At 39.4% G+C, this 14,815-nt stretch carries 14 protein-coding genes; 5 read left to right on the top strand and 9 right to left on the bottom strand.

Annotated elements, in window-relative coordinates:
* Positions 1–75: 75 nt before the first annotated feature.
* The 6 genes from ACFSR8_RS12415 to ACFSR8_RS12390 form a co-directional block, all read right to left on the bottom strand.
* A complete protein-coding gene (locus ACFSR8_RS12415; RefSeq protein ID WP_380292506.1) occupies positions 76–1,242 on the bottom strand; it encodes an acyl-CoA dehydrogenase family protein in 1,167 nt (388 codons plus the stop codon).
* A gap of 68 nt (positions 1,243–1,310) precedes the next feature.
* On the bottom strand, positions 1,311–2,192 hold the full coding sequence (locus ACFSR8_RS12410; protein WP_380292504.1) for a ComEA family DNA-binding protein: 882 nt from the start codon (positions 2,190–2,192) through the stop codon (positions 1,311–1,313).
* A gap of 6 nt (positions 2,193–2,198) precedes the next feature.
* Complete coding sequence (locus tag ACFSR8_RS12405; protein ID WP_380292502.1) at positions 2,199–3,803, bottom strand: alanine/glycine:cation symporter family protein; 1,605 nt, start codon at positions 3,801–3,803, stop codon at positions 2,199–2,201.
* A gap of 100 nt (positions 3,804–3,903) precedes the next feature.
* Positions 3,904–4,974 carry a potassium channel family protein gene (locus ACFSR8_RS12400; protein ID WP_380292531.1) on the bottom strand — a complete coding sequence of 357 codons (1,071 nt, stop codon included), beginning with the start codon at positions 4,972–4,974 and terminating at the stop codon, positions 3,904–3,906.
* Positions 4,941–5,168, bottom strand: coding sequence for a PspC domain-containing protein (locus tag ACFSR8_RS12395; protein WP_186558915.1), 228 nt, complete (start codon positions 5,166–5,168; stop codon positions 4,941–4,943). Before ACFSR8_RS12395 ends, ACFSR8_RS12400 begins: the two co-directional genes overlap by 34 nt.
* Before the next feature lie 37 nt (positions 5,169–5,205).
* The gene (locus ACFSR8_RS12390; RefSeq protein ID WP_380292500.1) at positions 5,206–6,474 is read right to left on the bottom strand and encodes a DUF2851 family protein; all 1,269 of its coding nucleotides are present in this window, start codon (positions 6,472–6,474) and stop codon (positions 5,206–5,208) included.
* 93 nt (positions 6,475–6,567) lie between these two features.
* On the opposite strand from ACFSR8_RS12390, the gene ACFSR8_RS12385 reads away from it, so the two are divergent.
* From ACFSR8_RS12385 to ACFSR8_RS12375, 3 genes are read left to right on the top strand one after another with little or no spacing between them, the layout of a single operon-like run.
* Positions 6,568–8,076: a hypothetical protein gene (locus ACFSR8_RS12385; RefSeq protein ID WP_380292498.1), complete on the top strand. Its 1,509-nt coding sequence runs from the start codon at positions 6,568–6,570 to the stop codon at positions 8,074–8,076.
* The gene (locus ACFSR8_RS12380) at positions 8,069–8,851 is read left to right on the top strand and encodes a glycosyltransferase (RefSeq protein WP_380292496.1); all 783 of its coding nucleotides are present in this window, start codon (positions 8,069–8,071) and stop codon (positions 8,849–8,851) included. Before ACFSR8_RS12385 ends, ACFSR8_RS12380 begins: the two co-directional genes overlap by 8 nt.
* A gap of 3 nt (positions 8,852–8,854) precedes the next feature.
* Positions 8,855–9,250: a DUF2721 domain-containing protein gene (locus ACFSR8_RS12375; RefSeq protein WP_186558908.1), complete on the top strand. Its 396-nt coding sequence runs from the start codon at positions 8,855–8,857 to the stop codon at positions 9,248–9,250.
* A gap of 85 nt (positions 9,251–9,335) precedes the next feature.
* Here the strand turns inward: ACFSR8_RS12375 and ACFSR8_RS12370 are convergent, their stop codons facing one another.
* On the bottom strand, positions 9,336–10,580 hold the full coding sequence (locus tag ACFSR8_RS12370; protein WP_380292494.1) for an ABC transporter permease: 1,245 nt from the start codon (positions 10,578–10,580) through the stop codon (positions 9,336–9,338).
* A gap of 95 nt (positions 10,581–10,675) precedes the next feature.
* On the opposite strand from ACFSR8_RS12370, the gene ACFSR8_RS12365 reads away from it, so the two are divergent.
* Entirely contained in the window at positions 10,676–12,022 is a 1,347-nt protein-coding gene (locus ACFSR8_RS12365; protein ID WP_380292492.1) for an exo-beta-N-acetylmuramidase NamZ family protein, read from the top strand.
* A 109-nt stretch (positions 12,023–12,131) separates the two neighbouring features.
* Here ACFSR8_RS12365 and ACFSR8_RS12360 read toward each other — a convergent pair whose 3' ends face one another.
* Positions 12,132–12,968, bottom strand: coding sequence for a sterol desaturase family protein (locus ACFSR8_RS12360; RefSeq protein WP_380292490.1), 837 nt, complete (start codon positions 12,966–12,968; stop codon positions 12,132–12,134).
* Between the two features lie 147 nt (positions 12,969–13,115).
* Positions 13,116–13,610: a YkgJ family cysteine cluster protein gene (locus tag ACFSR8_RS12355; protein ID WP_380292488.1), complete on the bottom strand. Its 495-nt coding sequence runs from the start codon at positions 13,608–13,610 to the stop codon at positions 13,116–13,118.
* 154 nt (positions 13,611–13,764) lie between these two features.
* Between ACFSR8_RS12355 and ACFSR8_RS12350 the strand changes: the two genes are divergently transcribed.
* Positions 13,765–14,478, top strand: a complete 714-nt coding sequence (locus tag ACFSR8_RS12350) for a class I SAM-dependent methyltransferase (protein ID WP_380292486.1) — start codon at positions 13,765–13,767, stop codon at positions 14,476–14,478.
* Positions 14,479–14,815 lie beyond the last annotated feature (337 nt).

Genomic DNA, 14,815 nt, shown 5'->3' with positions numbered 1-14,815 from the left:
CCTCCTCTCTTTTAGAATTTTTCGGATGCAAATATAAAACTAATTCTGAATTCTGAATTCAAAATTTAGAATTTTTTAAGTCGCCGGCTTATAAACCTTTTTATCAATAATAATCTTAGCCAAAATTTCGCGTAGTATTTCGGAGGTACCACCACCGATGGGGCCTAAACGGCTGTCTCTAAAAAGGCGGGCCATGGGGTACTCTTCCATGTAGCCGTAACCGCCCAAAAATTGCAGGCATTCGTACACCACCTCGTCCGCCATTTTGGTGGATTTTAGCTTGGACACGGTGGCTTCCTTTACCACGTATTCGCCCTTACCTAAGGCATGTGCTACAGCATAATTGAAGGTTTTGCAGAGTTCCAAATCCGCGTATAAATCAGAAATTTTATGGCGCAGGGCCTGAAATCTGTCGATGCTTTTTCCAAAGGCGTGGCGCTCGCTCATATATTGCAGGGCATATTCCAAAGCAAACTCTGCACGCGCATGGGCATTAATTCCCATAATCAGGCGTTCCAAAGAAAAGTGTTGCATAATATAGGAAAAGCCCTGATTTTCGTTTCCCATCAAATTACCCAACGGCACTTTTACATTATCGAATGCAATTTCTCCAGTATCAGAAGCACGCCAGCCCAACTTATCCAGTTTGGTGGCCGATACGCCCTTGGCATCCCGGTCAATCACAAATATGCTAATGCCCTTATTACCCAGCTCCGGTGTGGTTTTGGCCGCTACCACCAAATAGTCGCTACTCACCCCATTGGTTATAAAGGTTTTTGAACCATTGATGATGTAGTGGTCGTCCTTTTTTACCGCCGTGGTGCGCATACCTGCCACATCACTTCCTCCAAAAGGTTCCGTTATGCAAAGGCAACCGATCATTTCACCGGTTATACTTTTTGTTAAATAATGTTGCTTTATGGCTTCGTCGCCTTCGGCATTGATGTGCGTCATTGCCAAATAGACATGGGCCCAAATAGCCGCGGCAAATCCTCCGGAATTAATTTTTTGTAGTTCCTCCAAAAGAATTACGGTATAGAAAATATCCAAATCCATACCGCCATAAGCCTCGGGGTAGTTAATGCCGAAGAACCCCATATCGCCAAACTCCTTCCAAATAAACCTGTCAATTTCGCCTGTTTTTTCCCAGGTATCAATATATGGGACCACTTCTTTTTTTAAAAAATGTTGAAGGCTTTTTCTAAAAAGCTCGTGCTCTTCAGTAAAATACATACTCGTCATAGATGCAATAATTTGATAAACATTAAAATTGGTTTGGTTTGTTCGGCAGGAAATTTTAATGTGCAATTCTAATCAAGCGACAAAGATAATTTAATTATCTCGATTTTGCTCAGCGGAATACCTTTTACTTTGCTCAATTCGTCCAAAGAGCGAAAGCCTTCGTGCAACTGACGGTATTCTATAATGTGATGGGCAATTTCGTAGTCGATATGCTGGATGGTGACCAATTCGTCGGCCGAAGCTTTGTTCAAATTGATTTTTGTAATTTTTGGAGGGGTTTTTACGGTGAAATGTTGGGCGATATTTTCAATCACTTCGGGAGATAGTCCGTACACCTCGCTTAATTGGACATCGGCGATAAAACCGCCTTTGGTGCGATTTCTGAATTTTATGATACGTTCCGATAGTACTTTTCCAATGCCATTTACCTTTTGTAATTCTTGGGCGGTGGCGGTATTCAAATCCTTTTTTTGAGCGAAGGTTTTTGGGGTGCTATTATTCAAATATGAAAATGAAGATTTTGGCTTCGGATTGGTCACCCAGTCAGGGAATTTGAAATATGGGCTGATACTATCCAACCAAGCATCCGAAACTTTGGTAACCTCCTGAAATTGCTTTGTGGAATTCACCCATTTATTCCGTTTCCGAAAGGCGAGCAATCGGTCTATTTCCTCGTTGCTCATTCCTAAAACTGAACCTTTGTAATCGGTGATGTAATTTGGATTGAAAGGATAGATTTTGAGCTGGCGATTAGCGATTTCAATTTGTTTGAGCGAATCGATTTCAGCTTGATATTTTTTGAGTTCGGCGTTATCTACTTCCACCGTTTTGTTGGCTTTTGGAAGCACAAAAAAATACACGCATTGCAATACAACAATTATAAACAGCAACAAAAAAATCCCATTTCGTTGTTCTCTCGTAAACACAAAATGGGATTTCAAATTACGCATGGTAATTTATGCTTTAAGCTCTTTAATGGCCTTCTTATATTTATTCAGTTCGGTTTTTACTTTCGGTGCCAGAAGTACCAATCCAATCATATTAGGCACCATCATAGCGAATATCATGGCATCCGAAAAGTCGATTACTGCGCCTAAACTTGCGGCCGCCCCAACTACAACGAACAGGCAGAACAACAATTTGTAAGCGTACTCCATTTTCTTTGATCTTCCGAACAAAAACGCCCAACCTTGGAATCCATAGTAGGACCAAGAAATCATCGTACTAAATGCAAATAGTATCACAGCAACAGTGAGCACATAAGGGAACCACGAAATCGCGGATTCAAATGCTCCAGAAGTTAAAAGAATGGCTTGCGCATTATCCAAACCTGCATTAGCCGAAGTCACATTTCCTGTGATTATCAAAACCAACGCCGTCATGGTACACACCACAACCGTATCGATAAATGGCTCCAATAAAGCTACCATGCCCTCACTTGCGGCATATCTCGTTTTTACTGCGGAATGTGCAATGGAGGCAGAACCAACACCAGCTTCGTTTGAGAATGCAGCTCGCCTAAACCCTTGCACCAAAACGCCAATGAAACCACCGGCAATTCCTTCCGGACTAAACGCCCCGTTAAAAATTTGAGCAAAGGCATCGCCTACCATACTGAAATTTGCAAAAATCACAAACAACGAAGCGGCAACGTAAATAGCCACCATAAATGGTACAATTTTATCCGTAACCTTGGCTATGGACTTGATACCTCCAATAATCACGATACCTACTAGGACAGCCATTACCAAACCAAACAACCAACCTTTGCCGTGGATAAAGGATTCGCTACCACCGGTTATATTTTCAACCAATTGAAAGGCCTGGTTCACCTGGAACATGTTACCGCCACCGAAAGAACCGCCAATAACGAAAATGGCAAATAGCACGGCTAATACTTTTCCGAGGCCTTCCAATCCTTTGGATTTCAGTCCTTTTCTTAAGTAATACATGGGACCTCCATACACAGTTCCGTCATCTTCGATATCTCTATATTTTACACCAAGGGTACACTCAACAAACTTAGAGGCCATGCCCAAAAATCCCGCAACAATCATCCAAAATGTAGCACCGGCACCACCAATGGAAACCGCAATAGCTACACCAGCAATGTTACCTAAACCAACCGTAGCAGATAAAGCGGCCGTCAATGCCTGGAAATGGGACACCTCCCCCTCATGGCCTTCAACCCTTATGGTATCAGGGTTATCCTCTTCATCCGTAAAGGGCATTTTTGCCATTTCCACCTTATGATCTTTTCTACCCTCTAAATCGTCATATTTTCCTCTAACTATATTTATTGAAGTAATAAATCCTCTAAAATTGATTAAGTTAAAATAAAGGGTGAAATAGGTTGCGCCAATAATCAAAGGAAACAGCACCCAATACACACTGACCTCATCGGTAAACGGAATTTGATAAAATATTGCTTGAACAAACCATCCCGTCAGATCACCAAAAACCTGATCGATCTTTTGGTCAATCCCAATTTCCTGGGCGTCTTGGGCAAATGTAAAAAGAGGCAAAATCAATGCAAGACATCCTAGAAGATATTTCTTCATAATTGTAAGTGTTCGTTAATTTTTATTGAAAAATTGTCATAAGAAGTCAGCAAGATGCTAAAAAAAAACGGGTTTTTAAAACATATTGCCCCAAATATACCTATTCCTCCAGCTCGATATCGTATTCAGAATTTAGCTCTTCGATCTGCTCCGGTCTTCCCAAAACGATAATCTTGGATTTTGGCGCCAGCGGTAATTCTGCTTCTGGATTTACGGTGTATTCTCCATTTTCGTCTTTATAACCAATCACGGTACAACCTGTTTTCTTCCTTAAATCCAAATCCTTAATGGTGCGCTTCTTTTTCTTATTTGTATCAAACAATTTTTCAACAGCAACCTCTTCAATATTGATATTCGAATCGCCAACTATAGCAAGATTATCAATAAATTCCATCAAGCCGGGCACTACCACAAGTGATGCCATATGGTCGCCACCAATCATATCTGGTAAAATCACATTGTTGGCTCCGGCAAATTTTAATTTTTCATAAGAAGATTCCTGTGACGCACGACTGATGATATTAATCTTACTATTCAATTGCCTTGCGGACAACACCACAAACAAATTATCCGCGTCATCCGGCAAGGCCGAAATAAAGTTCGAAGCCCTATCTACACCAGCTAAAAGCAAAGTTTCATCTTCATTGGCATTTCCAATTACATAAGGTATATCGTCATGTTTCAGTCGCTCCTCCACGTCCTTATCTTTTTCAATAACTACAAAAGATTTATGGTGGGCCTGTAATTTTCTCGCCGCCTGCTTTCCGTTTCGTCCATAGCCACAGATGACCACATGGTCCTTAAAACTGTCTATTTTCTTTTGCATCTTTTTATGTTTTAATTCTTCAACGTCGTTCTTGCTTAAAATATATTCTGTAATAATGGACAACGCATAACCCACAATAATCACACTGGCCAATATGAGAAATATTGTAAATATCTTGGATTGTTCATCTAGGGGCATTACCTCGCCAAAACCCACGGTGGTCATCGTAATAACGGTCATGTAAAGCGCATCCACCCATGAATAATCCGAAATAAATCTATATCCAAAAACACCAACCAACATGATAACTACTAACAGCATCATGGCAGTATATATTCTTGACCTAAAGAGTCTTACAATTGGATTCATAGCTATAAGTCGAAAACTGAGGAGCGTTTGGTATATACTAAATCCTTGATGCGCATCCAAAATGCGAGAAATAAATACAACGCAAAACCGAAGCCCACCGTCACAAACGTGAGGTACATAAACGAGGTACGTACCACCTTGGCGCGAATGCCAATTCTGTCTGCAATGCGCTGGCAAACATGGTAACCATGTTTCTGCAAAAACAGCAGGATTTTGTAAAATGCGTTCATAAGCGCAATTTAAACTTTACTTTTTTAGTTTAAAAGTTTAACGGTTTAAAAGTTTGCTGCCAATGGCACATTTTAAGCACAAATTTTTGTCACAGTATTCATTTTTCAATTGAATAAGAGCTTGGGACTGCATAGCGTTCTCCGAAACCTTTTGTAACGCATTGAATTTATTGACAATACTGTTACTTTCCGACGGAATTTTTTCGAGTAAATTAATATTACTTTCTTCCGAAGACTTTCCCTGATGTTTGGCATAACTGAACTTTAGCGGGACGATGGTATTGATAATCAACAAATCGATAAACGCTTTTGAAAGCGTTTTTTTCGAAGCCTTCGAAGCTTTTGAAAACGTGTAGTGTGTCTTCCAAAAGGCAGAGACTTCAACTGAAAACAGTTGGTAAATGTCATCAATAGAACCACTATCAATTAATTTTGAAAATAAATTTTGGTGTTTATGGTATAGATTGGCTAATTGAGACAATCGAATGGTTGGGAAGTTTGGTGGTCGTAGGCGGAAAAATGATGGTGAAACCATAGCAGTTTCCAACTTGAACTTCTGTTTTAAAAACTGATAGTCTTTTTGAAGGGATTGAAAATAAGGCTCTTCAACTGCAGTTTCCAACATCCCGGATTGACCGAACAGCAAAGCTTCTATTTGTTCCAATTTAGGTTGCGATTTTCTTAAAACTGAAAAATCGAAGGAATTGGCCAAACACAAAAAGGATTCCCCATTCACTTTTAACCCAAAATTTTTGGCCAACATTTTGAACAGCACAGCTTCCCAACCATTTTTAGAGATTTCCAACAATTTGAAAATTTCAATGGATTTTCGCTCTAAACGTTCAAAATACAAGCGCTCCAACCAATTTTGAATGGTAAAACCATCCATTTCTGGGAAGTCTTTTTCACAATTAATCCATTGCTGTTTACCATTGAGCAGTTTCGTATAATTATTTAAAGATGAAGGCGATACGCAATCTCTTAATTCCAAAGTGGGGATAACCGAATTATCCTTACGGAATACTTCTGCATCATGTTCCCAAACCACGTGCAGAATCACATTGTCGTAAGCCTTGTCCAGTTCATGGTTGTGCAAAAACCAATCCGAGGATTTTATGTGTATTTCCACATTGCCTGCCCACAGTTGTTCGCCAATCCTGATTTGTGCATTGAAAAAATCCGGGCCAGCATTCAGGTTGTGCTCTCCAGTGGCAACAACATCAATGTTTTGCCCATCGGATGTCATTAAATCCTGAGATTCGTATTTTCTATGTTTCCAAATGTAATGTAGGAAGTCCTCTTGCACCTCCCGAAAATATAAAATAAATCGTACACATCTTTTGCCTCCGTAAAAAAATTTTACATTTGCCTTATCTACCAAACTATTGCACAGGCGTAAATGCAAAAATCAAAAATTAGTCCATCGGTTTCGATAAAAACCACTTTAATTTATAGTGTTTTGGCATTTGTGGGCTGTTTGGCATTGTACCATGGTATTTTTAAAACTTATGCTTTTGCAGATTCCTATGAGTTTATTTGGACTGCAGATTACGACCCGAATTTTCAGCACCAATTTATTACCCACGGCCGACCATTTTATGCGTTTTTAAATCAATTGGCGTATGGCACTTTTTCTGATACCATTTCCGATTTAAAGTGGATGCGGTTATTCTCGATGTTTTGGGCAGTGTTATTTTCAGTACAAGTTTTTCGGTATTTATTGAAGCTGAAATTAAAACCAATAGAAGCTGGCCTGTTCTCTTTTTCAATTTTGGCTTTGCCTTCTTTTTCTGTTTATATCGGCTGGAGTGCTACGTATCAGGTAACGTTGGCCACCAACCTGTCCTTTCTATCTGGAGTCATTTTGGTAAAGGTTTTTGAGGAGGAAAGTAAAAGGATTATATCAGCTGTCATTCCTTTGGTATTAGTGATAGCTTCATTGATGCTCTATCAAACTGCGGGAACGGCCTTTCTACTTCCATTTGTATTTAAAGCAACTCTTACAAGGTACTTATCCAAAAGAAACTTTATTGCCATTTTGCTGTTTTTAGGAGCTTCATTTGGCTTTTATTTCTTAATTTTTAAACTGCACCTGTTTTTATCTGAAATACCGGCTCATAACAGGACGGAAATCAGTCCCATAAAATTGCCGTACCGCCTTGTAAAGTTCTATTTTAGAGAAATTTTCGCATTAGCTAAAGCCAGTGGGATCATACTTTGGTCCAAACTTTTTTTATTATTGGGAGCCATACCCTTTTTAGGGTTTATGTATTTGTTTTTCAAAGAGGCAAAACATGGAAAAATCTTGCTCTTTATATTTCTTATTAGTGTAGCTCCTTTGAGCTATTTACCAAATTTGTTATCCGCTTCAAATTGGTTATGCAATAGAGCCTTAGGGCCTACTGCGGTAATTATTTTTTTCTATCAATTTTACTTAATAAAACAGTTGTACGAAAACAGCAAAATATATAAAGCATTAGCCGTTGCAGGATTTATGGTTGTAGTTAGCCTCTCATACGTAAATTTAAACCACTACATCTGTAATATTCAGCACAAGGAATACACTATTTTGAGAGCAACGATGGGCACTATTAACACCAACAAATATAAAAACATCACCTTCAAAATTCCAGAACGGCATTTTTTGATCAATAAGGGGTTTTACAAAAAAGACTATATGGGGGAATTTGTTCAAACCTCAAGCTCTAGGATTTGGGTGCCAAACCATTTTTTCTATCAGGTATTGAAGGAAGAGGGCATTATCAAAAATGGAGACGTTCATGATTTTTCGGTCTCCGTTAAGCCACAAGACGAAAGTCCTGATAAAAGCATGCAAAACGAAGTTGTTATTAATTTAAGGGATATCTTAGCCAAGGAATTTTCAAAAGCGTTAAAGGCGAATGAATAGGAAAAAAGACATTGCCATACTCATTGTTGTGCCATGTTTCAATGAGGAGCATCGCTTAAAAACAGAGGCATTTTTAAGATTCTCTATAGACTATCCGAATATCCATTTTCTTTTTGTAAACGATGGTAGCACCGACAATACTGCCCAAATATTGCGGGATTTGTGCCAAGAAAACCACAGCTTGAATAACATAAGCTTTGATGCGAACCGAGGTAAGGCCGAAGCTGTTAGACAGGGTGTTTTATTTGCACAAAAGGAACTGGACCAATATGATTTTATAGGTTTTTTGGATGCTGATCTTTCTACACCCTTATTTGAAATCAACAACTTTATTTCAGCTATTGCACTACACGAAAACATCAAATTTGTTTTAGGTATACGTGTGATACGTCTGGGTGCCATAATAGAACAAAACAGAATCCGATACCATTTAAGTCGTGTTTTTGCAAATCTGGCGGGTTTTGTTCTCAAAGAGCCTCTTTTTGATACCCAATGTGGAGCAAAACTCTTTCATACTTCAATCGTGCACAAACTTTTCGAAGAGGCGTTTATTAGTAAATGGCTGTTTGATGTTGAGCTCATTGCTAGATTTAAGATATTTTATTCCGGCCGGCCAGATCATGTGATTTTAGAACACCCTCTTGAAGAATGGCGGGGCATCAAAGGCTCAAAAATAAAAAAGCGTCATTTTTTGAATGTCCCATACCACTTGACAAAGATTTGGTTGAAATACAGAAAAGAAATTAAAAAATCCCATCCACTAACAAAACAATAAGCCATGGAAGCACTAACCCTAACCACTCCCGCATTACTGTTCTCGGCCATTTCATTAATTATGCTGGCCTATACCAATCGATTTATAGCCTATGCGGCAACTATTAGAAATTTGCACGATAAGTATATTAAAAATAAAGATTCCATACTGATTGCCCAGATTGAAAACTTGAAAAAACGATTGTACTTGACGCGCTCCATGCAGATCTTGGGTATTTCCAGCTTATTGTTGTGCGTTCTGACCATGTTTCTAATTTATATCGAGCAACAGGTTATTGCGGTTTGGGTATTTGGTATTGCACTGATTTTGCTCATCGCTTCCTTAGGGTTTTTGATTTTGGAAATTCAAATTTCGGTAAAGGCCCTGGAGCATCATATTAGTGATATTGAAGGGAAGTAAAACTTGATTTTGTAAAATTTTCAACTAACTTCGCTGCCGTAGGATATAAGTCATTAAAACGACGCATATCCTCAAGGTAACGAAACTACTCAAACCGGATCGCTTTCACAGGAGAAATCTTGGTAATAATATAAGATGGTACCAAAAGCATCAACAAGCACAGTAGCAATGTTCCCACATTAAGGCCAACCACATAAGTCCAATTTAGATACACCGGAGCCTCTGTAACATAATAGGTATCTGGATTCATCGCGATGGGTTTAAAATACTTTTGTACCAAAAGTAGCCCCAATCCCAAAACATTACCCCAAAATAATCCCAAAAGAATCAAGTAGGAAGCGTTGTATAAAAACAGTTTTCGGATACTCCAGTTGGAACTGCCTAGTGCTTTTAAAATCCCAATCATTTGGGTACGCTCCAAAATCAAAACCAACAAGGCGGTAATCATATTGATGCCCGCCACCAAAATCATTATGCCGATAATGCCGTAAATATTTTTATCAAAAATCTTGACCCACTCGATGATGGAAGCAAATTTTTGGTCGATGGTATTCACATCGAGCGTCGATGGTGTATTTTGAAAAATTTCGATGCCCATCCGTTCGATATCGTCGTAATCGTCAATAAACACTTCAAAATTGCCGACTTCATTTTCCTTCCAGCGGTTCATACGTTGAATATGCCTTAGGTTGCCCACCAAATAGGTAGCATCAAAATCCTGAAACCCCGAACTGTAAATCCCCACAATTTCAAAGCTGATGATGTTTGGGGGCTTTTCGGTATCGTCCTTTAAGAAATACATCTGGAATTTTTCGCCTAAAGCGAACCCTAGTCTATCTGCCAAATATTTTGAAATCAACACTTCCTCGCTCCATTTGGTTTCAAAACTTGGTACTCGTCCTTCAACCAGAAACTCATCAAAATACCGCCAATTATAATCACTCCCTACACCTTTTAATACAGCACCTTCAAAATCGGTTTCTGTTCTGATTACCCCAAATTTTGTAGCCACCGCCTGGATGTGTTTCACGCCGTCCACAGCGGAGAAGACAGGATAAAACGATTCGGTTTTCTCATCCAAAGCAATGGGTACTATACTTTCTTGGGAGGCATTGCTGTCGTAATTGGTAATGGACACGTGCCCGTTGAATGCCACCACTTTGTCTCGTATTTTTTCCTGAAGTCCGATACCTGTTGCAATGGAAATCATCATCACCACCATGCCAATGGCGATGGCCATGATTCCAATTTTTATTATTGGTGCCGAAATGCTACTTTTATACGCTTTACTACCAATAATGCGTTTAGCTATAAAATACTCGTAATTCAAACTAATTTATGCGGTTTAGCTGTTTCAAAAATAGGGTTTTCCTAATAATAATAGGCGTTGTTTTCGTTATGATTTCCTGTGGGAATGGGAAGAAGATGGAAGACGGAAGACATCCCGATAGCTATCGGGAGGCGGAAGTTGAGAAGAGTGACGAGACCCTGAAACAATCCCGAAAGCTTTCGGGACAGGGTGACAGAGGGATGGTTGTTGGGGCTAATCGAACGGAATTGTATTCACCCATTTTAAAAGGAAAACGAGTTGGAGTCGTTGCGAATCAAACCTCGGTGGTGTTTCATGAGAAGCCTGAGTCTCTCGAAGGGCAGGTGCCTGAGGTTCTCGAAGGGCAGGTGCCTGAGGTTCTCGAAGGCACCGATTCGAATGTATTGTCTTCGAGAGCCTCTGACAACACGAGAGCCTCTGACAACAAGAGAGTCTCAGACAACAATTACACTCACTTAGTAGATTCACTTTTGAGTTTGAATATTGACATCAAAAAAGTATTTGCGCCGGAGCACGGGTTTCGAGGCAAGGCTGATGCGGGTGCACATGTTGAAGATGGGTTTGATACTAAAACGAATTTGCCTATTATTTCGCTTCATGGAAAATATAGGAAGCCTACTCAGGAAGCGCTTCAAGATTTAGATATTGTGATTTTTGATATTCAGGATGTTGGCGTTCGGTTTTACACCTACATTTCTACGTTACACAATGTGATGGAAGCCTGTGCGGAAGCTAAAATTCCTGTTTTAATTTTTGACAGGCCAAACCCGAACGGGCATTATATTGATGGGCCAACCATGCAGGCCGAACACACAAGCTTTTTAGGGATGCATACCATTCCTTTAGTTCACGGGATGACCATTGGGGAATATGCGCAAATGATTAATGGCGAAAATTGGTTGGCTGATAATTTGCAATGCGAGATAACCGTAATTCCCGTTAAACACTATACCCACCAAAGGTCTTATAGTTTGCCGATTAGACCTTCGCCCAACCTACCCAATGACAAGTCTATTGAATTGTACCCAAGCCTAGGTTTGTTTGAAGGTACGAATATCAATGCAGGCCGAGGTACGGAGTTTCAATTTCAGCGTTACGGGGCTCCTTTTTTAGATAAAAAGGTGATGTCTTTTACCTATACTCCTGTTGCAAATTTTGGAGCAAAATACCCAAAACACAAAGGGACACTTTGTTATGGTGAAGATTTACAAAATGAAGTCGTTAATGGTGAAATGACCTTAAAATGGGTGATTAAGACATATCAAAACTCCACCGATAAATCGAAATTTTTTAACACGGATAATTTTACTAAACATGCAGGCACCGAGGAACTTCAAAAACAAATTGAAGCTGGAATATCCGAGACTGAAATTAAAGCAACTTGGCAGGAGGATTTGGAAGCTTTCAAACTTATTAGAACAAAATATTTGATATACCCATAATGGGCTTTGCGTTAGGGATTGAACGGCATGTTTGAAATCCCCGACGCAGGAGGGATTGAGTAGTGAAAGCCCGACCCCTTTTGGGTAACGCCCAAATAAACAACACGATTTACTTCTCAGCCTCCATAGTGGGTTTATCATATTTCTGAAATGGCTGTTTGAGCAATTCGCCAATATGGCCGTTCTTTTTCTCATCGGGGAATACATCCACTCCGTAAACGATGTCATCGGTATCCATGGCCATAAATGTACCGAACAGGCGGTCCCAAACGGAAAAAATATTGCCGTAGTTGGAATCCGTATAGGGTAGCCTATAGTGATGATGTACCTTGTGCATATCGGGGGAAACAACAACGTAGCTTAACATCGTATCTATGCGTTTGGGCAATTTGATATTGGCATGGTTAAATTGCGTGGCCACAACCGAAAGGGATTGATACAACATCACGATGCCAATCGGTGAACCTATAATCAAAAAGCCTATTAGCGTAAAAAAGTAGCGTATCACGCTCTCCAAAGGGTGGTGCCGATTGGCGGTAGTGGTGTCCACATTATGGTCCGTGTGGTGCACGAGATGTACCATCCATAAGGGCTTTATCTTATGCTCGATAAAATGTGGCAGATATGCTCCGATCAAATCCATCAAAAACAGTCCCAGAATAACATATAGCCACCGGGGCATTTCGGGCAACCAGTTTAAAATGCCAAAATCGTTGACCACCACCCAATCGGAACATTGGAGTAGCAAAAATGCCAATGGCAAATTCACCAAAATTGTTGTAATCGTAAAGAAAATATTAGGGATGGCATGTTGCCATTTTTTATAGGGTTTTCCAAACAAAGGCATGATACCCTCCAACAGCCAAAAGAATGTAAGACCACCTGCAATAATAAATGCACGGTGGTGGGACGGAATGGTTTCAAAGTAATTTAGTAGGCTTTCCAATTTTGCAATTTTCCTTTAAAAATATGAAAATCATACATCTTGCGCAAAGGGTAATTGACGGAAGACGGGTGACCGATGACCGATGACCGAAACTAAGACTGAGACTGAGACTGAGACTGAGACTGAGACTGAGACTGAGACTGTAAACTAAATTTTAATCCGTTGTTTCATAGTCTCAACGATATTAAAGGCAGCTGGGCAAATGGCCACATTTTTCAGGGTTAAATTAGAAATCTGCTGAAACTTTTTTCGGTCGGTATGCGGAAATTCCCGGCAGGCCTTTGGGCGCACCTCGTAAATAGAGCAATAGTTATCAGCTCCTAAAAAGGTACAGGGCACACTTTGCAATACGTAGTCGTTGTCCTCATCAATTTTTAGGTATTGTGCTATAAACTGTTGCGGTTTTAGTTTGAAGAATTTTGAAATGCGCTCAATGTCCTTATCCGTAAATAGGGGTCCCGTAGTTTTACAGCAATTGGCGCATTCTAGGCAGTCGGTACGTTCAAATTCTTCCTCGTGCAGATCCTGCATCACATAATCCAAATCCTTAGGCGGTTTCTTTTTTAATTTCTGAAAGAATTTTTTGTTTTCGTTATGTTTATCTTTGGCGAGCTTTGGAAGATTGTTTATGATGTCTTGCATGGTGTAAAAATAGTGCATTTCGTCATCACGAGGATTATTTGAAATCGAAATATATTTTGATTTAAAATACCTAAACGAAGTTTATGACCGAAGTAATCTATTGAACAAAAAGAGGAGATTGCCACGTCCTTCGTCCTCGCAATGACAAAGGCATATGAAAGACATTTTTGGAAAAGCATTATTGGATTACCTTCACGGAATTTCTACAGGCTCTTTGACCGAGGAGAATATCATAACATGGACTAATATATCCGATAAAGATATTTTGCCCCTTCCCTATTTGTTTCGGGACTTCTCCGAAATGCCTAAATTGGAACAAAGAGCGTTGGAATTATCAAAAGGTAAAGTTTTGGATGTGGGTTGTGGCGCCGGAAGCCATAGCTTGTATTTACAGGAAAAAGGGGTTGATGTAAAAGCGATTGACATTTCAAAAAGGGCCATTGAGGTAACCAAGCAAAGAGGTGTTTTGAACGCTGAAGTTTTAAATATTCTAAATGAAACAGAAAGGTTTGATACCATTTTATTGTTGATGAACGGCACTGGTATTTTTCAGGAATTACGACAAGTTTCCAAATACCTAAAACACCTGAAATCATTATTGAACCCAAACGGACAGATTCTCATAGATTCCTCGGACATAAAATATATGTATGAGGATGACGATGGTGGCCTGTGGATTGACACAAATGCCAGTTACTACGGAGAGCTGGACTATTTTATCAGCCATAAAGGTGAAAGCGAAGTACCACTGAAATGGCTGTATCTGGATTTTGATACTTTAAAATTGGCTTGCGAAACTGTTGGCCTAAAATGTGAATTGGTTTCGGAGGGGGTGCATTTTGATTATTTGGCGCAATTGTCGTTATAAAACTTCACTATAGCCTCTAAGTTTTTTCGGTTATATCTTTTTTTATTAATCCTAGAAATTAAGTCAGGACAATCGTAAAAATACTCAGATGCTCTCTTTTTGAATGATTTAAGCTCTATATAATTAAAAATTACTGCTTCCTCTTCATTACGAATTAAAAGTGACTCCTTAAAAACTGTCCCCCTCCCATCATCTGAAACAGTCCTTTTAACTAATTTTATTTTGCCATCAATAATCAATTCCGCAAAACCTAATTGAACTTTATTTCTTTTACCCGTTGTGCATTATGATTTAAAAGAAAAAAGTTGTTCATCTTACTGATAATCAGTAAATTGTT

It is taken from the genome of Hyunsoonleella rubra, from assembly GCF_042684665.1.
Taxonomy (GTDB): Bacteria; Bacteroidota; Bacteroidia; order Flavobacteriales; family Flavobacteriaceae; genus Jejuia; species Jejuia rubra.
Note: the sequence above shows the minus strand (reverse complement) of the source record. Positions and strands in the feature narration are given on the sequence as shown.

Coding starts and splice junctions, on each gene's coding strand:
- ACFSR8_RS12405 (WP_380292502.1), bottom strand. CDS start 3,803: ATGAAGAAATATCTTCTAGGATGTCTTGCATTGATTTTGCCTCTTTTT.
- ACFSR8_RS12355 (WP_380292488.1), bottom strand. CDS start 13,610: ATGCAAGACATCATAAACAATCTTCCAAAGCTCGCCAAAGATAAACAT.
- ACFSR8_RS12380 (WP_380292496.1), top strand. CDS start 8,069: ATGAATAGGAAAAAAGACATTGCCATACTCATTGTTGTGCCATGTTTC.
- ACFSR8_RS12410 (WP_380292504.1), bottom strand. CDS start 2,192: ATGCGTAATTTGAAATCCCATTTTGTGTTTACGAGAGAACAACGAAAT.
- ACFSR8_RS12350 (WP_380292486.1), top strand. CDS start 13,765: ATGAAAGACATTTTTGGAAAAGCATTATTGGATTACCTTCACGGAATT.
- ACFSR8_RS12375 (WP_186558908.1), top strand. CDS start 8,855: ATGGAAGCACTAACCCTAACCACTCCCGCATTACTGTTCTCGGCCATT.
- ACFSR8_RS12395 (WP_186558915.1), bottom strand. CDS start 5,168: ATGAACGCATTTTACAAAATCCTGCTGTTTTTGCAGAAACATGGTTAC.
- ACFSR8_RS12415 (WP_380292506.1), bottom strand. CDS start 1,242: ATGACGAGTATGTATTTTACTGAAGAGCACGAGCTTTTTAGAAAAAGC.
- ACFSR8_RS12385 (WP_380292498.1), top strand. CDS start 6,568: ATGCAAAAATCAAAAATTAGTCCATCGGTTTCGATAAAAACCACTTTA.
- ACFSR8_RS12365 (WP_380292492.1), top strand. CDS start 10,676: ATGGAAGACGGAAGACATCCCGATAGCTATCGGGAGGCGGAAGTTGAG.